The 24,489-nt window shown below is 61.9% G+C and carries 16 protein-coding genes; 4 read left to right on the plus strand and 12 right to left on the minus strand.

Features of this window, described 5'->3' with window-relative positions; translation table 11 throughout:
- Positions 1–22 precede the first annotated feature (22 nt).
- The 5 genes from MA884_RS27105 to MA884_RS27125 are packed head-to-tail and all read right to left on the minus strand — an operon-like array spanning position 23 to position 10,542.
- Entirely contained in the window at positions 23–985 is a 963-nt protein-coding gene (locus MA884_RS27105) for a sulfotransferase (protein ID WP_256233378.1), read from the minus strand.
- Positions 973–1,758, minus strand: a complete 786-nt coding sequence (locus MA884_RS27110) for an aspartyl/asparaginyl beta-hydroxylase domain-containing protein (RefSeq protein ID WP_256233379.1) — start codon at positions 1,756–1,758, stop codon at positions 973–975. Before MA884_RS27110 ends, MA884_RS27105 begins: the two co-directional genes overlap by 13 nt.
- 12 nt (positions 1,759–1,770) lie before the next feature.
- Entirely contained in the window at positions 1,771–3,282 is a 1,512-nt protein-coding gene (locus tag MA884_RS27115; RefSeq protein ID WP_256233380.1) for a TolC family protein, read from the minus strand.
- Between the two features lie 41 nt (positions 3,283–3,323).
- Positions 3,324–9,644, minus strand: coding sequence for an Ig-like domain-containing protein (locus tag MA884_RS27120; RefSeq protein ID WP_256233381.1), 6,321 nt, complete (start codon positions 9,642–9,644; stop codon positions 3,324–3,326).
- Positions 9,645–9,696: 52 nt separating this feature from the next.
- Positions 9,697–10,542, minus strand: a complete 846-nt coding sequence (locus tag MA884_RS27125; protein WP_256233382.1) for a sulfotransferase — start codon at positions 10,540–10,542, stop codon at positions 9,697–9,699.
- Between the two features lie 249 nt (positions 10,543–10,791).
- Here MA884_RS27125 and MA884_RS27130 point away from each other — a divergent pair, with 249 nt between their 5' ends.
- Positions 10,792–11,379: a phage tail protein gene (locus MA884_RS27130; RefSeq protein ID WP_256233383.1), complete on the plus strand. Its 588-nt coding sequence runs from the start codon at positions 10,792–10,794 to the stop codon at positions 11,377–11,379.
- A gap of 47 nt (positions 11,380–11,426) precedes the next feature.
- The gene (locus MA884_RS27135) at positions 11,427–11,738 is read left to right on the plus strand and encodes a hypothetical protein (RefSeq protein ID WP_256233384.1); all 312 of its coding nucleotides are present in this window, start codon (positions 11,427–11,429) and stop codon (positions 11,736–11,738) included.
- A gap of 120 nt (positions 11,739–11,858) precedes the next feature.
- Here the strand turns inward: MA884_RS27135 and MA884_RS27140 are convergent, their stop codons facing one another.
- Genes MA884_RS27140 through MA884_RS27155 form a run of 4 tightly spaced genes read right to left on the minus strand, consistent with a single transcriptional unit; the run spans position 11,859 to position 16,553 of the window.
- A complete protein-coding gene (locus tag MA884_RS27140) occupies positions 11,859–12,350 on the minus strand; it encodes a GNAT family N-acetyltransferase (RefSeq protein WP_256233385.1) in 492 nt (163 codons plus the stop codon).
- 9 nt (positions 12,351–12,359) lie between these two features.
- A complete protein-coding gene (locus tag MA884_RS27145) occupies positions 12,360–14,456 on the minus strand; it encodes a biotin/lipoyl-binding protein (protein WP_256233386.1) in 2,097 nt (698 codons plus the stop codon).
- A 1-nt stretch (position 14,457) separates the two neighbouring features.
- Positions 14,458–15,777, minus strand: coding sequence for an HlyD family efflux transporter periplasmic adaptor subunit (locus MA884_RS27150; RefSeq protein ID WP_256233387.1), 1,320 nt, complete (start codon positions 15,775–15,777; stop codon positions 14,458–14,460).
- Complete coding sequence (locus tag MA884_RS27155; protein ID WP_256233388.1) at positions 15,774–16,553, minus strand: efflux RND transporter periplasmic adaptor subunit; 780 nt, start codon at positions 16,551–16,553, stop codon at positions 15,774–15,776. Before MA884_RS27155 ends, MA884_RS27150 begins: the two co-directional genes overlap by 4 nt.
- Before the next feature lie 476 nt (positions 16,554–17,029).
- On the opposite strand from MA884_RS27155, the gene MA884_RS27160 reads away from it, so the two are divergent.
- Positions 17,030–17,719 carry an NYN domain-containing protein gene (locus tag MA884_RS27160; RefSeq protein ID WP_256233389.1) on the plus strand — a complete coding sequence of 230 codons (690 nt, stop codon included), beginning with the start codon at positions 17,030–17,032 and terminating at the stop codon, positions 17,717–17,719.
- A 537-nt stretch (positions 17,720–18,256) separates the two neighbouring features.
- Here MA884_RS27160 and MA884_RS27165 read toward each other — a convergent pair.
- Genes MA884_RS27165 through MA884_RS27175 form a run of 3 tightly spaced genes read right to left on the minus strand, consistent with a single transcriptional unit; the run spans position 18,257 to position 23,157 of the window.
- Complete coding sequence (locus tag MA884_RS27165) at positions 18,257–19,624, minus strand: HlyD family type I secretion periplasmic adaptor subunit (RefSeq protein ID WP_256233390.1); 1,368 nt, start codon at positions 19,622–19,624, stop codon at positions 18,257–18,259.
- Positions 19,614–21,770, minus strand: a complete 2,157-nt coding sequence (locus tag MA884_RS27170; protein ID WP_256233391.1) for a type I secretion system permease/ATPase — start codon at positions 21,768–21,770, stop codon at positions 19,614–19,616. The genes MA884_RS27165 and MA884_RS27170 overlap by 11 nt, the downstream gene beginning before the upstream one ends.
- 37 nt (positions 21,771–21,807) lie before the next feature.
- Positions 21,808–23,157 (minus strand): TolC family outer membrane protein, encoded by a 1,350-nt coding sequence (locus MA884_RS27175; RefSeq protein WP_256233392.1) that lies wholly within the window; start codon positions 23,155–23,157, stop codon positions 21,808–21,810.
- A gap of 359 nt (positions 23,158–23,516) precedes the next feature.
- Here MA884_RS27175 and MA884_RS27180 point away from each other — a divergent pair.
- Positions 23,517–24,489: retention module-containing protein (locus MA884_RS27180; RefSeq protein WP_256233393.1), on the plus strand; the 973-nt coding region annotated here is incomplete at its 3' end.

Below are 24,489 nucleotides of genomic sequence, written 5' to 3' on the forward strand. Positions count from 1 at the left end.
GCAGCAACGGATATGTACCCAGTCAACCAAATCCTGGCCGGCTATCAGGCCGCCACGTTTCGAGCGCCTCATAGGGCCCCTGCGCCCAATGCATCACCTGATCGCACAAAGATGACGAAGCCTCCCGACGCTTGTCCTCGCTGTCACCGGAAAACGCCTGCCCCGGCTGCTTGGCATGCTGCCCCGCCATCGCAAACACTTGGCGGCGCTGGGCGCCATCGAGTCTGAAAAACACTGCCAGCCGCCCTGCCATCGCATCAGGCAACTCAGTGTAATTAACCGCCAGCCCGGCAAACTCATGGCAGCGCTCCAACCCCACCCGCAACAACCGGCCCAGTCGGCGAGCGATGAAATCTTCCTGGCCGCGGAAAGGCAATCCGTCGTCCAGCACGCTCGTCCCGATCATCCCCGGCACCATGTGCATGCCGGGACGACGCAAATGGGAAACGGCGATTTCCAAAGGGTCGCGGTACACAAACAGCCAAGGCGTGTCGGGAAAACACTCGCGCAGCAGCGCCAGCTCACCGATGTTCCAGGCGTCGAGTTTGATCACCAGCCGCTGCTCCACGCCTCGGCGGCGCTGCCCATAGGCCGACATCAGCCCCATGAGCGCCATGCACCGGTCAGCGTGCGCCATATCACTGCGCAGCAGAGTATCCAGCGGCGGCGGCTCTGAAATGACGATGTGATCGTCCAGTTGCGCCAGCATCTGGCTGATCAATGTCGAGCCACAGCGGGAGGCATGGAAGATAAATGCACTTGGAAGCAGACCCGGGCTTTGTTGCTTCCACTGATCCAGAGCGCCCAAGGGTGTCTGGCGACGGAACGCCTGATTGAAGGGCAACCGCAGGGCCTGCTCCACCGCGTCGCCGAAAAACGGTTGCGACAATCGCGCCTCAGCGAACCAGCACCAGTCAACCCGCCACTGCCCCGCCGCTTGCCACACGCGGATCGGCAACCAGCCATCCAGGTTCAGGCCTTCCACTGGTCACTCCACTGCCGGCGACCGTTGCGCATGGCCGCCTGCAATTGCTCGCGGGTAACGTGCAAATCGCGTGCGGCAGCCATTGCGATTGCACACTCAATGAAAGCGTCCACGTCATGCAGGCTCTGCAAGGTCCGGGCGAGATGAGGGTCGCTTTCAACGAGCTGCTCAAAGCACACCAGATCACTTCCCTCAGCCCCGATTGCCGGTGTGCTGAGCAGGCCTGCGGCAACCTGCCTTTGCAACCATGGGCTGGGGCGGCAATCGAGCACCAGATGAATCCGCGGCTGACTGCTGCGGTTATCGACGCGATGAGGCAGCGACAGGTCGAGAAACCAACATTCTCCCGCCGTCATCGGAATGCGTTGCCCATCCAGCCAGAAATCCACGCCAGGCGGGCTGAGCAGCGGCACATGCAGGCGCAGATCGGCGTCCGCTCCACCCAAGTCATAATCGCGATGCTCGTGGATACACCCGCCGGGACCGAGTCGCAGCAGCCGTGCCGAAACGATCTCCAGCGGCCAGTCGCGCAACGCTTCGTGCCAACGGTCATCGTCTGACCAAGGCGCGCGGCGCACGGGCTGACCGCGCCCGCAAGACAACGGGGTCAAGGCATCGACCGCCGAAATCAGCGCCACGCCACTCCAGTCGCCGCTGTAATAGGCGCTGTTGAAATGGCCTTGCCAACGATCGTCTTCAACAGCTGCCAGCGCCTGCAACAGCAAGGGCAGGTTCACCGTGACCGGCAGCCGGGAAAACGCCGGGCGCACCATGCTGGCGACCTGTTATGGGGTCACCGCTGCCGTCGGCACCGCGATATCGCCCTGGGCCCACGCCGCTTCGCGGTTGGCCAGCGCCGTGGCGATGGACTGCACTTGGGTCGATTGCACTTCATCGGGCAGCGGGTCGAGGCCAGCGCTGGCAAAGATCTGGCCGTAGGCGTTGCGCAGGTCGGCATAGGCCAGATCCCGCCGCAAATCAGCCTGCAGCGTGTTGAGTTCGCCCTGGATCAGGTCCAGCTCGCCCAAGCCGGCGGCCTGATAGCGGTTGCGCAGTTGACCGACGATCTGCCCGTCGATATCCGATAACTGCTGGCTGGTCTTGAACTGGCGTAGCGCCTCGCGGTAATTGGCATTGGCCACGTACAGCTGCGCCAGCACGGCAATCGACATGGCCTGACGCCGCGCCGCCGCCACCTCTTCACCGGCCTTGGCCACGTTGATGGCCGCCGGGGCGGAGATTACGTTGAACAGATTCCAGGTAACTTTCACGCCATAGTCAGCCCAGCCCTGCTCCACCAGGAACGAGTTGCTGTCGTAATGCCCTCCAGCGGAAAACTCCAGCCCCGGCAACAGGCGCAGCATGGCCTTGCGGGTTTCGGCAGCGGTGATGCGCGTCTGGTAGTCCTGCTCGCGCAGTTCCGGACGGCTGGTCAGGGCTTCCTGTTCAAGGCGCGCGAGGTCGACCTTGAGTTCCGGGATGACGTATTCATCCTGAGTGGCCAAGGTCAGCTCAGTGCCCAGGGGCAGGTTGATCAGCGTCGCCAGCTCCGTCTTGGCCAAGGACAACGCCCGGCGCTGTTCTTCGAGCTGGCGGGTGGCCTGGATCAGCGAACGCTGGTAACCCAAAGCCTGCACCGGGTCGCCAATGCGTTGCTCGCTCATGCTTTGACTGTTGCCGCGGGCCGTATCGACCCGGACCATCAGGCTGTCGATCTGCTTGAGCAGGCGCTCGGCGGCCATGGCTCGCCAGTAAGCCGAACGCACATCCTGGACGATCGTGTTGATGACCTTGCGACGGCGCTCCTGCACGATCAGCCGCTGGTCCCCGGCCTGCTTGGCACTGATATAGCTCACGCCGAAATCGAGCACGTTCCAGACCATGGTCAGGTCGGCCACTTCGCGGTCGCGGTCCTGGGAGGTCGACGGCTCCAGAGACTGGGTACCGGTTTCCACGCTCTGGCTGCTGGAAGCGCTGACGTTATTGCGGCCCACGTAGCCGGCGTCCAGGGCCATGCGTGGCAGCATGTCGAAACTGGCCAGGTCCAACTGACGCTTGGCCAGCGCCTCTTCCATGATCTTCAAGCGGCCTTCCAGGTTGTACTTCACCGCACGGGCCATGGCCTGGTGCAGGGTCAGCGGGCCGCTGAGCGGCTCCTGATCCTTGTACATATTCTGCAGATCGGTCCGGGCGCGCTCTTCGCTGACGCTACGCTCGATCGGCTCGCTGGTGACTGCACATCCGCTGACCGTCAACGCCAGCACACTCATTGCGAATAACTTCTGACTTCTATTCATTCCCTGGATTGCCCCTGGCTGCCCCAATATTTTTTTGTTGTTCAGGCCTGCGCCTGGCTGATGCCGACCTGTTGCAATGCCATTGCCAGGCTGTCGACCTGACGTTGTTCAGTGTCTTTGAGTTGTTGCAGTTGCTGACCCAGAGTCGGTGCGCCGAAAACCCCGCGTACCCCTTGGGACACATCACCGCCCTGCATCGACTGACTGCCGAAGGCGTCCAGCGATTCGCCATCGGCACTGGAGTCCTGGCTGAACAGACCGGCGATAGTGCTACTGCCAAACACCCCGCCATCGCCGCCACCAAACCCCAGGAAGCCTTGGCCGGAGCCATCGCCCGCAGCGTCGGTGCTGAATACCTGGGCGATAAAGCTCGGCGCCAATGCACCACGGTTGATGAAGATGTCGCCAATCGGCCGAATGCCGCCGCCCACGTCCCGTTGCTCAAACAGGGGCGGAAAGCCCAGCGGCGAGCCAAGGTCGCCCGTTGGCGGTGTGAAGATGATCGGCTGCAACGGCACCTCGGATGGCGGTACGACCGTGACAGGGTCCGACGTCAGGAACTCCGGCGGTGGCTTCACATCGTTGGCCACCACGGTGTCAATTGCGTAATTGTTGGACACCGCCACGCTTGCTCCGGCGTTGCCCGTCAGGTCGCTGACGTTACTGGTGTCCAAGGCGATGAAATTGCTCGGGTCGGTGAGGCTCACCGTTGGTGTGAACGTCGCCGTCCAAGTCTTGCCGCCATCGCTGGTGGTCAGATTGGTGAGCTCACCGTTGGTGACGCTCAGGTCCGACAGATCGAAATCAGTCACCGCTTCACTGAAGGTGAACGTCACCTGGGTCGTCTCGCCCGCCGTCAGGTTCGGGTCGGCGACCACGATGGTTGCCGTCGGCCGGGTGGCATCGAGTGCGTAGTTGCTGGAAATGGCGATGCCCACGCCGGCATTGCCGGCCAGGTCCTGCACATTGCTGGCGTCGAGCAGGATCAGGTTGGTGGCATCGTTGACGCCCGCGGTAGGCGTTAAGGTCGCGGTCCAGGTCAGGCCACCGTCACTGCTGGCGAGATTGGACAGCACACCATTGGCGACACTGAGGTCCGAGAGGTCGAAGCCGGCCACTGCCTCGGTGAAGGTAATGGTCACGGTGGTGCTCTGGCCGATACCCAGCGTAGTGTCGCCCAGCACGATGGTGGCGCCCGGGCGTACCGTGTCGACCGCGTAATTATTGGAGTTCACCACGCCGACACCGTTGTTGCCCGAAACGTTGACCACGCCGCTGGTGTCCAGGCTGATCAGGTTGCTGGTGTCGCTGATGTTGCTGGCCGGGGTGAAGGTGGCCGTCCAGGTCACGCCGCCATCGGTGGACGAGACGTTACTCAGTGTGCCATTGCTCACGCTCAGGTCGGCATTGTCGAACCCGCTGACCGCTTCCGAGAAGGTGATGGTCACCAGCGAGGTTTCCCCCACGCTGAGTGCGTTATCAGCCACCACAACGGTGGCGGTTGGCACCCGCGTCTCGACCGCGTAGTTGGCCGAGTTGGTGGTGCCTGTCCCGGTATTGCCCGCCGCGTCGCTCACACCGGTATTGTCCAGGACGATCAGGTTGCTGGCGTCGGTCACGCCCAGGTCCGGCGTGAAAGTGGCCGTCCAGGTCAAGCCGCCGTCGCTGCTGCTCACGGCGCTCAAGGTGCCATTTGCCACGCTCAGGTCGGCGTTGCTGAAGCCGGTGACCGCCTCGCTGAAGGTGATGGTCACTTGAGCCGTTTCACCCGGTCTCAACGCAACGTCACTCAGCACAATCGTGGCGGTCGGACGCTGGCTGTCGATGCTGTAGTTATTGGAATCGGTGGTGCCAACGTTGGTGTTGCCCGCCAGATCGACGATACCGCCGCTATTGAGCGAGATGACGTTGCTGGTGTCGGTGACGCCAGCGGACGGCGTGAAGGTCGCGGTCCAGGTGATGCCGCCGTCGCTGCTGCTCAGCCCGGAGATCACGCCATTGGCAACCGTCAGGTCGGCACTGGTAAAAGCGGTCACCGCTTCGCTGAAGGTGATGGTCACCAGCGAGGTCTCGCCGGCGGCAATAGCCGTATCGGCCACAACGATGGTCGCGGTGGGTCGCACCGTATCGACCACATAGTTGTTGGAGTCCGTGGTACCGACGCCAGCGTTCCCCGCGCCGTTGATCAAGCCAGTATTGTCCAGCGTGATCACGTTGCTGGTATCGGAAATACTGGCGCTCGGCGTGAAGGTGGCCGTCCAGGTGACGCCGCCGTCGGTGCTGCTCATGGTGCTGAGCGTACCGTTGCTGACGGTCAGGTCCGCGTTGTCGAACCCGCTGACCGCCGAGTTGAACGTCACGGTGACCAACGACGTCTCGCCGATGCTCAATGTGGTATCGGCAATCACGATGGTCGCCGTCGGCACGTTGGTGTCGACCTGGTAGTTGTTGGAGTTGGTGGTGCCGGTGCCGGTGTTGCCCGCCCCATCGGTGACCCCGATGTTGTTCAGGACAATGAGGTTGGACGTGTCGCTGACCCCGAGGGCCGGGGTGAAGGTGGCGGTCCAGGTAATGCCGCCATCACTGCTACTGACCGCACTCAGCGTGCCGTTGGCGATGCTCAGGTCCGAATTGTCGAAGCCCGTCACCGCTTCGGAGAAGGTGATGGTGACCAGCGACGTCTCGCCGACACTCAGCGCCGTATCGGCGACCACGATGGTGGCGGTCGGGCGCAGTGTGTCGACGGCGTAGTTGTTGGAATCGGTGGTGCCGCTGCCGGTATTGCCCGCGCCGTCCACTACGCCCGTGTTATTGAGCGTGATCAGGTTGGTGGCATCGCTGACACCCGCGCTTGGCGTGAAGGTCGCGGTGTAGGTGATGTTGTCGCTGGTGCTCAGGCCGCTCAGGCTGCCATTGGTGACGCTCAGGTCCGCCAGGGTGAAGCCCGTCACGGGTTCGCTGAAGGTAATCGTCACCACCGATGTTTCGCCAACGGCGATGGCCGTGTCGGCGACCACGATGGTGGCGGTCGGACGTGCGGTGTCGATGGCGTAGTTATTGGAATCGGTGGTGCCGCTGCCGACGTTGCCCGCCGCGTCAGCCACGCCGGTGTTATCCAGGGTGATGAGGTTGCTGGTGTCGCTGGTGCTGGCGCTTGGCGTGAGCGTGCCGGTCCAGGTAATGCCGCCGTCGCCGCTGCTCAGGCCAGTGACCGTGCCGTTGGCGACCGTCAGGTCGGCGGTGGTAAAGCCTGTCACCGCTTCGTTGAAGGTGATGGTCACCAGGGACGTTTCACCAACGCTCAGGGAGGTGTCGGCCACCACGATGCTAGCGGTTGGCCGCTGCGTGTCGACTGCGTAGTTGTTGGAGCTGGTGGTACCGCTGCCGGCGTTGCCCGCCGCATCCGCCACACCGGTATTGGCCAGGACAATCAGGTTGGTGGCGTCGCTGATGCTGGCGCTCGGGGTGAGCGTCGCAGTCCAGGTGATGCCGCCGTCGCTGCTGCTCAGGCCGCTCAGCGACCCGTTGGCGACGGTCAGGTCGGCCAGGGTGAAACCCGTGACGGCCTCGCTGAAAGTGATCGTCACCAGCGATGTTTCACCGATGTTCAGCGCGGTATCGGCCACCACGATGGTGGCGGTCGGGCGCAAGGTATCGACGGCGTAGTTGTTCGAGTCAGTGGTGCCGCTGCCGACGTTACCGGACTGGTCAGCAATGCCACTGTTGGTCAAGGTGATCAGGTTGGTGGCGTCAGTGATGCTGGCGCTCGGGGTGAGCGTCGCGGTCCAGGTGATGCCGCCGTCGCTGCTGCTCAGCCCACTCAAACTGCCATTGGCAGCGGTCAGGTCGGCCAGGGTGAAACCACTCACGGCCTCGGTGAAGGTGATCGTCACCACCGAGGTTTCACCGACGCGCAGCGCGGTGTCAGCCACCACGATGGTGGCGGTCGGGCGTTGCGTGTCGATGGCGTAGTTGTTGGAATTGGTAGTCCCCACGCCGGCGTTGCCATTGAGGTCCGCCACGCCGGTGTTATTCAGGACGATGAGATTGGAAGTGTCGGTAATCGCAGCGTCCGGTGTGAAGGTTGCCGTCCAAGTGATGCCGCCGTCGCTGCTGCTCAAACCGGTAAGTGAACCGTTGGCGACGGTCAGGTCGGCAGCAGTGAAACCGCTCACCGCTTCGCTGAAGGTGATGGTGACCGTCGAGGTCTCGCCAATCCTGAGGGCGGTGTCGCTCACCACGATGGACGCCGTCGGCGCCACGGTGTCGTTGACGATGTAGTTGTTCGAGTCGGTGGTGCCCACGCCGGCATTGCCGGCCAGGTCGGCCACGCCGGTATTGTTCAGGGTGATGATGTTGGTGGTGTCGGCGATATCACTGGCCGCAGTCAACGTCCCGGTCCAGGTGATGCCACCGTCGCCACTGGTCAAGGTGCCGACGCTGCCGTTCTGCACCGTCAGGTCCGCCGCGGTAAGGCCGGTCACGGCTTCGGAGAAGGTGATGGTGACCGTCGATGTACCACCGGAGTTGAGGTTGGTATTGGCCACCACGACGGTCGCGGTGGGCGGCGTTTCGTCCGGCACATAGTTGGTATTGATGGTGCCGCCGTCGCCGTAGACGTTGGCCACCGAGGCCGGCGAAACACCCGCGGTCCCCGCACTCGTCCCACCCACGCCGCTGCCGCCGACGTTACCGGCCAGGGCGGCGAAGTTGGCAGCGGTGATCAGGATCGAACCTTTGTTCCAGATGGCGCCGACGCCGACACCGCCCGCGCCACCCGCCTGGAGATAGCTACCGCCAGCCCCGCCGCCGCCACCGCCACCGCCGGCGCCGACGTTGTTGGAAATGGTCGAGTTGCCGATGATCCGCAGGGTCGCGCCGGTATCGTTGTAGATCCCCCCTACCGCACCGCCGCCAGCGCCACCGATGTCGTCATACCCGTCGCCACCGCCACCACCGCCGATGGACAATCCGCCACTGACCGCCGTGCCGCCGGCCGAACCGGTGCTGTAGCCTGGATAAGCCGCACCGCCCGCGCCACCCGTGGTGGAGCCGCCACGTCCGCCAATGTTGAAGAAACCGCCACCCGCGCCGCCCTGTCCGGCCGTGCCGTTGGAGCCCGTGGAGTTGAGCGTGTCGCCGCCCTTGCCACCGGTACCGCCAGTGATCGCGCCACCGCCGCCACCAGCGCCACCAGCGTATTGCGGCGTCACACCGCCGCCGCCACCGCCGCCCGAAGCGGCGTTCGCGGTCACCGTCACGTTTCTCAAGGTCAAGGTGCCGGCGTTGTAGATACCGCCGCCCTGGGACACCAGCGCATCGTCACCGCCGTTACCACCGTTGCCTGCCACCATGCCCCGGGTAATCACCAGGCCATCGAGGGTGGCCGTGGTGCCGGACGTCACTTGCATGATCTGGGTGCGGTACTGGCCGTCGAGGGTCACGTCGGCAACGTTATCGTTATTGAGGTCGCCATCGATGGTGATGTTCTTGTCAACCACCAGCACCTGGGTCAGGGCGACGGTCATGTTGGCATTGAAGGTGACGATGTCGCCGCTCTGTGCAGACAACAAGGCGGCGCGCAGAGAGCCCACGCCGCTATTGAGGTTGTTGGTAGCGGTCCAGGTGGCCAGGCCCCATTGGTACTCGCTCATGGCACTGGCCGAGAGCACGTTGGCGCTTTCGATGTTGCCGGTGGCGATTTCCAGGTCCCAGTCGCCGCCAAGGCCCGTACGATCGGTGGACGCCGCCACGTCGCGGCCGGTCAACTGCGCCAGTGAATTGACCAGGTCCAGGCCGCGCTCGCCCTCGGCTGTGTAGCAGCCATAGATCAGGATATCGCCACCGACGTTCATGTCCTGGCCGATCTGCGCCAGCACTTCGCTGCGGGCCTGAACGTTGTCCGCCGACAGGTAGCTGTTGCCCAACCAAAGATCGCCGGCGTTGCCGTGGGCGATGATCTGCACCGAGCTGATGCCTTGGTGGGTATCCAGGTAATCGGCGATTTGCTGCAGGCCGTCCTTGGTGGCATCCAGTTGCACCACCTGGGTACCGGGCGCAACGCCTTCGAGCAGGCTGGCCGAATCCTTGACGCGGGAATCGACAAACACCACGGCCTTGCCCGGCACAGCGGCCTGGGTGGCATCGGCCTGGCCTTGTGGCGCGTGGCCGTCTGAAGCCTGGTCAGCCGCAGGCGTCTTGGCCGCGTCTGCGTTGGGTTGGGCGTCCGCCTGTGCGGCATCGGCCACGGTAGCCGCGACCGCGCCGTCGAACAGCATTCGCGGCTCCAGGGACATGATCATTGGCGATGCCAGGGCCTGTGCGCCCTCGGTTACCCGCGATTTGCCTTTGCTCCACCACATGACGTTCACCTGGACTCGAACTTTTTAAACACGCAAATGAAAAAACCGCGAGTCAGTTGACCGCGGCGTCGGTTTTCATACGAATGACATTGGCAGCGCTGGAAGAACCATCGCGCCAGAACGACAACTCGGCATACTTTTCAAACAGATCCGGCGGCAGCAAGGTCCGCCGGGCTTGCGGCGCGACCTTGGGCTTGACCTTGTGCAGGCCGGCAACGCCCAGGGCCTGGTCGAAGGCCGGTGCGTCGTAGGTCAAGTGATTGAAATCGTGTTCGAACCAAGGCTCGCCGATGAACTCGTACACCAGGCGCATCACCCGTTCCGGGGCCTGGCTCAACAGGTCGTAGTCGACGATCAGCATGGACTCGGCGTTTTCGCCGTAATACGCCTCTTTGAGCGCCGTCCAGGCAAAGCCAACCAGGCGGTTGCGCTGGGCCAGGGTTTCGCAGCGGCTGTAGACGGTGTTGCGCTCATCATCGTCATTGAACAACTTGGTGTTCTCGAACGGATTGGCGCGGTAAAGCCGCTCCAGACTGTCCAGCACCCAGGCGACGTTACGCACACAGGCGATGGTCTTGGCCTGGGGAAACAGGTCCTGCAACGCAGGCAACCGGGCGCACCACTGGCGATTTGTATCGAAGATGACAGGCTTGTCGACCTTGTCGGCGTAGTAGGAGTCGAACAGCCCGCGCAACAGGCGACGGCGCAGGTCGGTGTCGATCACCGAGCCAAACTCACTGCCGGCGCTGCACTGCTGCAGGACGCTGCTGAACAGCGAACCAACGGGGCTGGTCATGCCGGCATGAAAGCGCGGGTTCTGCAACAAGATGGCAGAAAGCAGGGTCGAGCCTGAGCGCGGTAGACCGGAGATAAAGTGAAACTGCGACAATCCCTTCACCTTGTTTGTAGTCCTTTTGTAGCGCGAAGCGTAGCTGATGAAATAATCGCCGCCTAGTAGTACTTTGATATCAGTTGCGCATTAGAGTGTAAAAAAGATGGACGGTAGAAACATCTCCGGCACCTGAATCGATTAAGCAAAACGATGGCCTCTTTCAGTCTTTTTCGTCCGGCAGAATGAAACAACCCCGTCTACGCTCAGCCGTGCGTGACGAGTCGCCATACCAATAACCTGATGGATGAGGAATCTATGGAAGTATTCATCGGCACTATCCAGTCGTTTGCCTTCAACTTCGCACCCAGGGAATGGGCCCTGTGCAACGGGCAGACGCTTGCCCTTTCTCAGTACCAGACCTTATTCGCCTTGATCGGCGTGACGTATGGAGGCAACGGCCAGACCACCTTCATGCTCCCCAACCTGCAAGGTCGCCTGCCCATGGGCATGGGCAACGGTTTGGGCCTGACGCCGCGAGTCATCGGCGAAATCTCCGGCACCGAAAACGTCACCGCGACGCAGGCTAACCTGCCTATGCACACTCACGCCCTCACAGGCATCACCGCCGCGACCACCCTGCAACTGGCAAATCCAGCCAGCAACCCGGTCAATACACCAACGGCCACCAACTCGTTCATCGGCACCTCCGGCACCGGGCCAGGGTCGGCGGCAATCTATTCCGATCAGATTGGCGCCTCCCCGGTGCCACTCCAAGGCGTGACCACTACCGTCAGCGGCACGGTTGCCCCAGCAGGGGGCAGCACTCCGATGGCGATCATGAACCCGTTCCTGGCGATCAACTTCAGCATCGCTCTTTCAGGCATCTTCCCGGCCCGAAACTGACCCACCTGCCGGAGGGTTGCAGCCCTCCGGCCTTTTGGAGCCTCGACATGTTGCAGCAGGTTCAAAGCCGCCATTTCCAACCGCTGCTGGGCCAGATCAGCAGCCTGACCCTACCCGACGGAAGCACCCTGCCCGTGCGGTTCGAAAACCTCGAGCAAGCACCTCGGGCGAAGATGCCAAGCGCTGAGCGCATGCCGTTCAGTGTGGAATTCAACAGCCTGCAGAGCACGGACTTCGTGGACGGACTCTGTGGCCTGGAAGTGCCGGAACTGGGGAGACTCGAAGGGGTGTTTGTGTCTCGGATACCGCCCATGGGACGGGATCCGGCGCTGGGGTATTTCTACATTGCGTTCAACTGAAGACTGATGATCCCTTGTGGGAGCGAGCCTGCTCGCGATGACGGTGGCATAGCCAACATCACTTCAAACTGACCCACCGCTATCGCGAGCAGGCTCGCTCCCACACGAGCCAGAAGCAGCTCAGCTCCCCTTCGGATACCAAACCAGCCGCTCCGCCGCCGGGTTGCGCTCCTGCACTTCAAAGCCCAATGCCAGGTAATGCTGGCGTGCGTGCGGGTTACTGCTCCAGACCACGGTCGCCACCGGGCAGCGGATTTGTTGCGCAGCTTTTTGCACCCCTTGCAGCACCGCCCGACCGTAACCCTGCCCACGGGCCTGGGGGATGAAGGCCAGGTACAGCACGCGGATCTCATTGGGGCCAAAATCGGTGCTCAAAGCGCCGATAGCAGTGCCGAGTTTTTCTACGACGTAATGCATGGCATTGGGAAAGTGCTCTCCCATGCCTTGCTCCTGCACCTGGAACTGCTGCGCGATCAATTGCTGCACCTGCTCCGGCTCGCCGTCGATCCATTGCAGATCCGGGCGCGCTGCCTGATAGAGGCTTTGCAAAAACGGGCCATCATTGGTCCGAGACGGACGCACCACCAGCCCCTCTGCTGCTACTGACTCCATGCCTGCTCCTTAAAACCCGCTTTCGCGTACACCCAATGCCGCCAACCGGCGCCAAGCCGCTCCCAGCACCGATTCACCGTGCCCCTGCAACACCACCACGCCACGTAGCGGTTGCGTGGGCGCAGGCGTGTCATCAACAGCACTCAAACGCACGCCATATTGCGCCTGCACCGGCTCCGCCCGTTGTTGCGCGTCACGACGTACCGCAATCGGCCCGTGGTGATCGGACGTCAACGCCTGTTGCTCGACCCAGGCCACGCCATTGGTATCGATTTCATTCAATTGCACGGCAATCGAAGCGTGCATCGGATCGTCCGCGATGAACCGCCCCGTGGCCCCGGGCTCGACCCGCCACAGTTCGGCTTCGGTCAGGTAGCCGCGTAAGCGGGAGTCGGCCTGTACCACCCGCGCCAGCGGCTGTGTCGGTGACAACCAGCGCCCCACCGATAACTGCGACAGCAAATCGCGCACTTGTCCGGCATGAGGGGCGCGTAACAGCAGGCGCTCACGTTGAGCGGCCAGACCTCGGTATTCAGCCACCGCTTCGGCCAGTTGCTGTTCGACGATACCGGCATCGGCGGCGGTTTCGCTGCGCCCGGCCTGACGACGCATCTGCAGTTGCTGGATCTCGATTTCCCGACGCACGATAGCCAGGCGTGAGGCCATGTCCGGCGACTCCAGCTCGATCAATACATCGCCCTGGGCCACGGTCTGGCCGTCATGCACGTTCACCTGTTTGATCCGCGCCGCCACCGGCGCATGCAAGGCACTGGCGCGACCGGCCTCCAGCATGACCGGCACCTCCACGGCGCTGCGCCAGGGCAACAGCAGCACCAACGCCAACGCCAGCAACACCAGGCCACTGAGCAGCACTCGCGGACCATGGGCCTGCTCGCGCCGGCTCCACCACTGCCGCCATTCGTTCACGATCGGCATAAAAATGAACCACACCAATTCCACCAACATCAGGAAAATGCCCAGCACCTTGAAGAACAGGTGATAGACCGCCAGGGCAATACCGAGAAACAACGCCGCGCGCCACAGCCAGGCACCGTAGCCCCACACCAGCAGGCGGCGACGCATTTTCGGCGTCCAGGGCTCCGGGGCCGCCGCGCCATAGCCAAACAAGGCTTCGCGCAGGCGCCAGCGACACAACGCAAACGCTCGCCCCTGCAGGTTATCCACTGCCCAGAAATCACTGAGCAGAAAATAACCGTCGAAGCGCATGAACGGGTTCAGGTTGATGACCAACGTGGTGATCCAGGTGGCGCTGGCCAACATGAACGCCGCCGTGCGGGCCGGTCCGTCCGGCAACAGCGACCAGGCCAGCAAAGCGATGCAGGCCAGCAGCAATTCGGCCAGCACACCGCCGGCGCCGATCAGCAGCCGGGCTCGGCGATCATTGATCCGCCAGGCATCGCTGACGTCGGTATAAAACATCGGCAACAGCACCATGAACGCCACGCCCATGCTTTGCACGCGGCAACCGGCGCGCTTGGCCATGAAGGCATGACCGAACTCATGGCACAACTTGGCGAAAAACAACGCCACCGCAAACGCCATCGCGCCACCCAGGCTGAACAGGTGCGGAAAAGTCGCCACGAAGCGCTGCCAGTCCCGCGACACCAGAAAAATCCCCACACCCAGGGTCAGGGGCATTCCATAACGCAGGATGGCCGGACCGAACCGCGCAAGAAACGGCCAGGCGCGGTTGAGAAAAGCATCCGGACGCCACAGCGGAATGCGAAAAAACAGATATTGATGCAACAGGATCTGCCACAGGCTCTGGCGTTGGGCGGCGGTCTTGAACTGATAGCTGTCACGCTGTTGCGGGTCCATGGCGCTGATCAGATCGTGCCCCCGCAAAAAGCCCAGCAGTTGCTCCAGCGACTCAGCATTGAGCGGCAGCCCCGGCTCACGGTTCGCCGCTTGCAGCACCTGCTCCGGGTCACCGAGGGACCAGTGCCGCAGCATGCGCATTGCCGCCGCGCCGAGCTTGAAATAACGCCCGCGTACCGGATCGGCCAGAGTCCACTGCGGGGAGCCGTCCGGGTCGGGGGCCGCCGGAGACAATTGCAGGTCTGGCCGCAGGCTCGGCAGCTCCATGCTACAGGCCCACACTCTGGCGCAAGCCGGCCAGTGGCCGACGCAGCAGGTACAGCGCCAGTGGGGCGCGATCGCCGAAAATTTTCGCCGTGCCCCGCAGGCCAATGCGCGGCGCCGCGTCATCGAAACGCGCGTCCAGTCGATACGCCAGTTGCCCGGCGGCGGTGGGTTGCGCCTCGTAGGCCGAACGTTCGAGCCTGGCCAGGTGCCGTTGCAACGGATCACTGTCGAGGAACAACGCCACCTGGGCTCCGGGGGCCAGGTCAATTGCGTCGCCCACTGCCAGCTCAATACGCAATTCGGCCTGGTTCGGGTCGGCGATTTCCATCAACCGCTCGCCTGTCTGAACGGGCTTGCCGAGCCAACGTTCGGCATCGGCAAACACCGCAATGCCGTCCCGTTCGGCGCGCACTTCACTGCGCTTGAGCAACTCGATGGCATAGTCGCGCTCGGCGCGTTTCTGCTCGACGCGAGCAGCCAACAAATCAATCTTGGAACTCGACTCGGCATCGGCAAACGCGCGCTGAGCGTTAGCCTTGAGCTCCGCCTCGGCCACGCCCAACACTCGCTCGGCCACATCGGCCTGGGCCTTGAGGCTGGTGCTTTCGAAGCGCAGCAGCAGGTCACCGCTCTTGACGCTCTGGTTGGGCTTGACCAGAAATTCGGCAATCACTCCGTCCAGCGGCGCCGCCACCACCTGCCCGCCCAGCGGCACCACTTCGGCCGGGGCCAATACCGACTGACGCACAGGAATCAGCAACCCCAACAGCAGCACCGCTACCAAGGCGACCTGACGCTTGCGGGTCCAGCGCAAGCGCCACGGTTTGCGCGGCTGCAGCGCCAGCCAGGCGTGGCTGTAGGTGTCGCCCAGTTGCGACAGCAGCACTTGTTCGGACGGCGACCATGGCAGGTCACGGGCCAGCCATAAGCCACCGAACACCTGCCCCTGATGATCGATCAACGGCAGCCAGAACACCTGCCCCGCCGACAGACTTCGCCAGTCCGCCTGAATGGAGTCGCTCACCCCATCAGCGGCAATTACCCGGGCCTGGTTCAGCACCCCGTTTTTGAACAGCTGCGCTACCGCCTGCTCGACAAATGCCACGAATGGCGCGTTGGGCTCCACCGCACTGACGCCGGTCACAGCCTGGACCTTGCCGGCGATCAACAGCGCGGCGTGGCGAAACCCGAACAGGGCCTGACCATCGTTGACCAGGCTGTAGCACAACTGCGCCGGGGTACGCGCTGCCCGTGTCTGGCGCTCCAGATCGAGGAAGCGGGCAAATACCTGCTCGGCGCTGCCCATTATCGGCGCGTTCACTTGAACTCCGCGAAACGCGCCGTGCCGCTCATGCCGGACAGCAGGCCACTGGCATCAGGGACGCTCGCAACCAGCAGCAAGGTCTGACTGCCCTCGTCGATGCGCGCGCCAAGGCGCTTGACCGTCGCTTGCAGCGGCTTGCCGGTTTCATCGGGGACAAAGGTAAAGGGCTGACCGGGCTGAAGCCTGCCCATCCAGCGCGACGGCACCAACAGGTGGATCTCCAGGGTGCGGTTGTCGACCACGTCCAGCAAGGGTGCGCCGGCGGCCACGCTTTCATAGCGCTGGACCTTGCGCGCCACCACCTGTCCATCGAACGGCGCGATCACGCTGCAGCGCTTGACCTGGACCTGATAGACCTGGGACTGCGCCTGAGCCTCGCTGAGCCTGGCCTCGGCGCGCGCCACTTCAAACCGCCCAACCGACTTCAACGCCGCCAGTTGCTTGTTATGGGCCAGTTCTTCACTGGCACCGCGGCTCGCGGCCCGGGCCGCATTAAGCTGAGCCTGATACGCCGAACAATCAAAACGCGCCAGGGTGTCGCCCTTGTTGAAGGACTCCCCCTCACTGAACGGCAACTCGACAATTCGCCCGGCCAATTCACTGGCAAGCACCGCCTGATCCCGCGCCCGAAGCACCCCGCGCGCCTCATTGCCGCTCGGCGCACTGGCCGTGATGCCGCTCTCGAGCAACGGATCGCCGGAAACAGGCGTTTGCGCCTGCACTCCGCACGTTACAAAGGCCAACCCCAAAACCCAACTACCTGAACGCCGCATAACCGCTACTCCCTGACGGATGGGCGGAGTCTACGACAGCGGTGGGGGGCGTCAAGGGAAGAGCCGTGAGAGGATGAAATCTCTTGTTTCAAAAAGGCTAGGGAGCGGTCTAAAACGCTTGGTTTTTTACATGAGGCATATCGGTATTAGATCCCACAAAGGTTTAGGAGGATCCGTTCGCCCGAAACAGCCATGAACGATGGATCATTCGTGCCTCTTCAGGGCCGCAATTCTTTTGGACAACAGCGGTAATAATCGCTGGCAAAGCAACCTGAAAACACCTTGACCTGCTTCAGTAAATACTCACAAAACTCAGCCTGCCGGTGCTGGAGCTTGTCCACCCTTGGTTGACGAGCGTCACCCCAAGGCCTAGGATTCGTTCACTGCTCAACCCCGTACGCAGAGATTAAATTCTCTGGCCGTTGGGGTGAAAACACCGGCTTCGGCCGGTTTTTTCGTTTCTGGGGATTGAGTTTGTGCGCACCGCTTTTTTTGTTGACGGCTATAACGTTTTTTATGGATTGCTCGCTGGCACACCCTATAAATGGTTGAACCTGCCGCAGCTATTGACGCACATCGCTCGCGTCGAGAATCCTCAAAGCTCACTCGCCTCCGTTGATTACTTTACGTCATCCGTCAAACCGGAACTGGCGACACGAGGGATCATTTCCAAAGAAGCTCAAGACTCGTATGTCCGCGCGTTGAAGGCCAGCAAAGTCGCGGTTCATTATGGTCGCCATCAGCTCGAACGTGCCAACGCCCCCCGCTTTGTCAGCAGAAACATCGGCGCCTCACGCCAAGATACAGTGGCTATCTGGAAGCTGGAAGAAAAGGAAACGGATGTCCATATCGCAATCAGCATGTATCGCGTGGCCTCAAGACAAGAAGCCTCGCCAAGGGAAAAACGTATCGAACAGCTCGTGCTGGTCTCTGGGGACACGGACATGGCTCCAGCATTGAGAGCTATCCGAGAAAATTTTCCTCACTTGAAAATTGGTGTGGTGCTCCCCTACCGAACCGGATCCAAGCGCCTGGCACCTGGATCTTTGAAGCTGCACGCCCACTGGATGCGCCGCGTTGTCACCTGCGACGAACTCCAATTCCACCAATTCCCCAACAGAGTCCCCACCCACAAAGCACCCGCTATCAAGCCGGATTACTGGTAACAATCCCGCGGCTGAATACGCCGACTCTCAGCCAACCAGAACCTCTACTCCACCAACGTCAACTCTCCATCGCGATACCGCACTTCACGGCCTAACCAGGCCACATCGTTCTGTGGAAAGGGCTTTACCTGGCAGATGGGCAGGCGACGATAAATAAACTGCAGTTGTGGCGAAGGGATTTATCCCCATTGAGTTGCGAAGCAGCTGAGGTATCTGTGGTGGATTGAGGATCGCCATCGCGAGCAGGCTGCTCCCACATGGGTTTTGTGTCGAACTTAAATATCGAGATCAACACCGATCAACTGTGGGAGCGAGCCTGCTCGCGAAGGCGTCAGCCCAGGCAACACAGAACCTGTGGAGAGGGATGGCTCTGTAGGCGCTGGCGGAGCCTGCGATCTTTTGATCTTTCGCTTGAAATTCAAGTGTCTTGGGAAAGATCGCAGCCTCGTTGCACTCGACAGCTCCTACACAGGCCAGCGGGCGTTTGCTCCCTCGCCACAAAAGCCCAGGCCTCAAGTTGAAGCGCCCGCTCAAACACTACCGCTCGTGCAACGCCTCGGCCCGGGCCTTGATGATCGGTTTGAGCAGGTAGCTGAGCACGGTTTTCTTGCCAGTGATGATGTCCACCGAGGCCACCATGCCCGGGATGATCAACAGCGGTTTTTCAGGGGTGCCCAGGTGGCTGCGTTCGGTGCGCAGCTTGATGATGTAGTAGGTGGTTTTTTTGTCTTCATCGGTGATGGTGTCGGCGCCGATCTGTTCCAGCTTGGCTTTCAATCCACCGTAAATGGTGTAGTCGTACGCGGTGAATTTCACCGTGGCGTCCTGGCCGGGATGCAGGAAAGCGATGTCCTGGGGACGGATTTTCGCTTCCACCAGAAGGGTGTCGTCCAGTGGCACGATTTCCACCAGGTCACTGCCGGGCTGGATGACCCCGCCGATGGTGTTCACCAGCAACTTGTTGACGATACCCCGCACCGGCGAGGTGACCAGTGTACGGCTTACACGATCTTCCAAAGCCTTGCCGGTGGCCTGGGCCTTGTTCAGGTCGGTGCGCGCCTCATTGAGTTGGGTCAGGGCTTCGCTGCGGAACTTGCCGCGCGTCTCATCAATCTTGCGCTGCACTTCCTTGATCGCCGATTCGGCGCGGGGAATCGCCAGTGTCGTGGCGTCCAGTTGTCCACGGGTTTCGACTTCAGCACGCTTGAGCCGCAGCACTTCCACCGGTGACACCGCGCCCTGGGCTACCAGCGGCTCGGACATATTGATCTCCTGGCGTTGCAACGACAGAGCCGAGCGATACTGCGACTGCTTGGAAATAAACTCGCGCAACTCCTGCTGACGCTGGATCAACTGCTCCTGCAACCCGCCGATTTCATCGTGCAGTTGCTGACGACGGCTGATGTACAGCGACTCTTCGCTGGCGGCCTGGCGCGGTACCGCCTTGAGCACGTCCTCCGGGAAGTTCAGCGGCCGGTCATCGACCTCGGCACTGAGGCGTTCGACCCGCAGCAACATGGACAAGCGATCAGCCTCGGTCTCCCCCACATTGGAGACAAACCGAGTGTCATCCAGGCGAATCAACGGCGCGCCGGCCTCGACGATCTGTCCTTCGCTGACAAACAGCTCGGCAACGATACCGCCTTCCAGGTTCTGGATTTTCTGGATCTTGGACGACGGAATCGCCTTGCCGTCGCCCTTGGTCACTTCGTCGACCTGCGCGAAGTTGGCCCACAGCAACAGGAACACAAAGAAGCCGATGATCCCCCAGATCGTCAGCCGCACCACCCGTGGGGCATCCTCGATCAGAGCCTTGTTGACCTCCGGCAGGGGTTGCCCGTGCAGTGAGTCGGAGCCTTTGAAATAGCGGCCGATAGCACCCTTGAAACCCGACTTAAGCAACACTGATCTGCCCCTTCTTCAACGCTTCCATCACGGCGGCTTTCGGGCCGTCGGCGAGGATCTGCCCGCGGTCAATCACCAACAGGCGGTCCACCAGCGACAGCAAGGATGCCCGGTGCGTCACCAGTAGCACCGTCTTGTTTTCCACCACGGCGGCCAGGCGCTGTTTCAAGCGTTCCTCACCGGTGTTGTCCATGGCGCTGGTGGGTTCATCCAACAGCAGGATGGGCGGGTTGAGCAGCAGCGCGCGGGCCAGGGCGACGTTCTGTCGCTGGCCGCCGGACAGGTTCTGCCCGCGCTCGCCAACTTGCAGTTCATAGCCTTGCGGATGCAGGCGCGCGAACTCATGCACACCGGCAAGTTCGGCGGCCTGGAGCACCAGTTCGTCCTCGACGTAACGGGCGCCGGAGGTCAGGTTGTCCCGCAGGGTGCCGGCCAGCAGCTGGATATCCTGGGGCACGTAACCGATGTTGTAGCGCAGCTCACTGACGTCGATCTGGCGAATGTCCACGCCATCAACCAGCAGTGCTCCGTCGTCCGGTTGATACAGGCCCACCAGCAACTTGGCCAGGGAGCTCTTGCCCGAGCCGCTACGACCGATGATGCCGATTTTTTCCCCAGGCTTGATCACCAGGTTGATGTTCTTCAGTGCGGCGTTCTGCTGGTTCGGGTAGGTGAAATTCAACTGACGGCATTCAATAGCGCCTTGCAAGACCTTACGGCTCAGCGGGCGCTCTTCGAAATTGCGCTCCTGGGGCAGCTCCATCATCTGGTCGACCGAAACCATGGTCACCCGCGCCTGCTGATAGCGAGTCAGCAGACCCGACAGCGACGCCAACGGGCTGAGGGCGCGACCACTGAGCATGTAGCAGGCGATCAACCCACCCATGCTCAGGTTGCCGTCGATGATCTGATAGACGCCGAAGACGATCATGATCACCCCGGCCAACTGCTGGATCAGCAAGGTGATGTTCATCGCCAGGCCGGACAGCATCTTCACCCGCAGCTCGAGACGACTGAGCGTGCCAATGGTTTGCTCCCACTGATATTGGCGCTCACTCTCGGCGTTGTTGACCTTCACCGCATCCAGACCGGCCAGGGTTTCGATCAGGCTGGATTGACGCTCGGCGCCCAGGGCCATGGTTCGCTCCATGGTCGCCGCCAGGGGCTTTTGCAAGGCGTAGCCGATCAGCAGGGCAATCGGAAAGGCCAGCACCGGAATCCATACCAGATGTCCGCCGAGGATCGCGATGACCATAAAGATCAGCAAGGTGAACGGCAGGTCGATCAGGCTGGTCAGGGTCAAGGAGGCGAGAAAGTCCCGCAGGCTTTGGAATTCATGGATGTTCTGGGCAAAGCTGCCAACCCGGGCCGGGCGATACTTCATGGCCATGCCAACGATGCGCTCGAACAGCGTCGCCGAAATGATCAGGTCGGTTTTCTTGCCGGCCAGGTCCAGGCACAGGCTGCGCAACATCTTGAGGATCAGGTCGAACACGTAGGCGCCGGTGATGCCGATCGCCAACACCCACAGGGTGGATTCGGCCTGGTTCGGCACCACGCGATCGTAAACGTTCATCACGAACAGCGGCGCAGCCATGGCGATAATGTTGATCAGCAAGCTGGCGGCGATGGCGTCGGCGTATAGCCAGCGCGACCGCTTGAGGGTGTCGCGAAACCACGAACGCGCCCGGGGGATGAGCGTGCCGTGGTTCACGTCGAATTTGTGTTGCGGTTGGGCGAAGAACACCTTGCCGCTGTAATCGTCGGCCAGCAGCTCGCGGCTGACCGTCACTTCGCCGCCGTCGCTTTCGCTGAGCAGCAGTCGCGCCTGGTCATCGCCGACCCAGCCGAGCAATACCGCGCTGCGACCGTCCTTGAGCAACAGCAGGGCCGGCATGGCGATGGTCGGTATCTGCTCGAGCTCGCGTTGCAGCACCCGGCCTTGCAGACCGGCACGCGCTGCCGCACGCGACAATAATTCGACGCTCAGCCGTTGCTTGGGCAACGGCAGGCCCGTGGTGAGCATCGCCGCGCTGGCCGGCTTCTGATGGAGCATGCAAAGCGCCAGCAAGCCGTCCAGCAACGGGTCATCGTGCAGCGTGCGTGGATCATGGATGAGTTCGACTCGACTGACTTCTGATTCCACGCTGGGCACTCTTTGCTGGTCAAAAGGGATGGATGACTCAATTCATCCCAGGCAACTGGACCCTGGGCTTGACGTCATTCTGCACAACGGATGCCAACGGCGCGACAACGCCCTGACTTTTGAGCAACTGGCCCATGGTTGCCTTGATCCGGTATTGACTGAACAACTGCACGTTCTTGATCTCCGCCAGGCGTCGGGATGCGCTGAACAACTCGTTTTCACTGTCGAGCAAGTCGAGCAGGGTCCGCTCGCCGAGGCCGAACTGCCGCTGGTAGGCGGTGCGTACGTTGGCGCTGTGATCGACGTATTGCTGGGCAATCGGCACCTGGGCATTGGCGTTGTTGAGAGCGTTCCAGGCCAGGCCCAACTCTTCAGTCAGTTGACGCAGGGCATTGTTGCGGATGTCCAGAGCCTGGTTCGACAAATACGACTTGGACTCCAGATCCGCCTTGTTGCTACCACCGGCATACAGGTTGAAACGCATGCGCAGCATAGCTTGCCATTCGTTGTTGTGACCGTTCTGACCATCCAGATCGTTGTCGGCGGTACGGCCCAACTCGGCGTCGAAGCGTGGGTAGAAGCTCGACTTGGCGGCTTCGTACTGTTGCTCGGCGGCCGCGATGTCTGCCTCCGCCGAACGCAACACCGGGCTGTTTTCCAGCATCTGGGCGCGGGCTTCGTTCAAGTTGGCCGGCAACAACGCCAGAAAATCGGAGGGACGTTCCAGCTGGTCGGGCATCTGGCCCACGGCGCTGAGGTAGTTGGTCTCTGCGTCGGCCAGGTTGGTCTGCTCGGTGATCAGGTTGTTGCGGGCCTGGGCCATGCGCGCCTCAGCCTGATCCAGATCGGCGCCGCTGCCCACGCCACGGTCGGTGCGCAGCTTGATTTGATCGAAGATGCGCTCGTGACTCTTGAGGTTTTCCTCAGCCAGGCGCACGAACTCGCGCCGGGTCAGCACATCCAGGTAAACCTGGGCCACGGTCAGCCCGGTGCGCTCGGACGCGTCCAGCAAGGAATAGGCACGGGCATTCACGGTGGCTTGTTGACGCCCCACTTCGCTGGACGTCGCAAAACCGTCAAAAACCATTTGCGTCAGGCGCAGGCTGGACTCGCTACGGTTCAAGGTTTCCCAGTGGTTGGTACCGCCCGAGCGGGTTGTAACACTGTCGGTGCCTTCGCGACCATACCCCGCCGCCAGGTCCACTCTAGGCAGGTAGCCGCCTTTAGCTGCCTTGAGCTGGTAGTCCGCCGCCAAACGACTGTTCACCCCGGCCTGGATTTCAGGATGGACATCCAACGCCTGTTGCATGGCCTGCGGCAAGGTTTGTGCTTGTACGAAACTGGCGGCGAGGGCGAAAGGTAAAGCCTTGAACAGGTGCGAACGCATGGTTGGATTTTTCCCGAAACTCTTGTCTTGAATCACAGCGAAAGGTGGCGCTGCATCGGATGATGGCAACCGGGATGACCGTATGTCGGAAAGTTCGAAACAGGCAGTGAATCATGCACCGAAAGAACAGGTCGCCGCTTAAATATCAATGTGACATTACTGAAGCGATTGTTTAGGATGGCCAGCAGAAGGTCAATACTTTGGCATAAACAAAAAAACCAAAAAAATAAGCCAAAATATTGACATAGCAAAGCGTCAAAACAACTTTATCTAGCGAAGCAAGAACATCCAGACCGGTACAGCCACGAGGCTGCCCGGTACATGGAAGTCTACTGAACGTGGCACCCGGAGAGTCTTCAATGAGCAGTGTTATTGCCGTTGTCAAAAGCATTGTTGGACAGGTTTTCGTCGTATCCCCCGAGGGCATTCGGCGCGTGCTCATTGAAGGTGACCGCTTGTACACAGGCGATCAGTTAGATACCGGCCCTGCTGGCGCCGTTACATTGGAGCTGGCCGATGGGCGCACTCTGGACCTGGGTCGCGACACCCAGTGGAGCGCCAGTGCCCCGGACTCCTCTACCGATCTGGCCCAGGCCACCGCCCAGGCCGCGCCGTCTGTAGAAGAGTTGCAACAGGCCATTGCCGCCGGCGTCGACCCGACGACCGCCCTTGAAGCCACCGCCGCTGGCGCCACAGCCGCGGGTACGGGGGGTGCCGCCGGAGGCGGGCACAGCGTGGTGGTATTGGATGCCACCGCCGGCAGCGTCGACCCTACCATCGGATTCCCGACTGAAGGCCTGAGCTCTGCCGCAGCCGCCGACGAAGAAATCACCGGTGTCGACACCAGCGCGGACACCACTGCCAACGCACTGCTTGATTCGACCTTGACCCTGAGTGCCACGCCAACCCTGACTGAAGCCGGTGGCGTGCTGGTCTACACCGCGACCGTCACCCAAGCGCCCCAGACCAACCTGATCGTGACCCTGTCCAACGGTGCAGTGATCGTGATTCCCGCCGGGCAACTGACCGGCAGTGTCAACGTCCCCCTGGCGCCGAACGACACCGTCTATAACGACCCTAGCCAGATCAGCGTCACCGTCACCGGCACTACTGGCGGCACCGGCATTGCCGTGACCTTGCCCACCACGCCGGCCGTGACCCAGATCACCGACACTGTCGACACCACCACCGTCACCCTGACGGCGGGCAACACCGTGACCGAAGGCGGCCAGATCACCTACACCGCCACCCTGACCAACCCGGCCCAGACTCCGGTAACCGTGACCTTGAGCAATGGCTCGGTCATCACCATCGCCGCCGGACAAACCACCG

This window comes from Pseudomonas sp. Q11, assembly GCF_024494355.1.
Lineage (GTDB): Bacteria > Pseudomonadota > Gammaproteobacteria > Pseudomonadales > Pseudomonadaceae > Aquipseudomonas > Aquipseudomonas hefeiensis.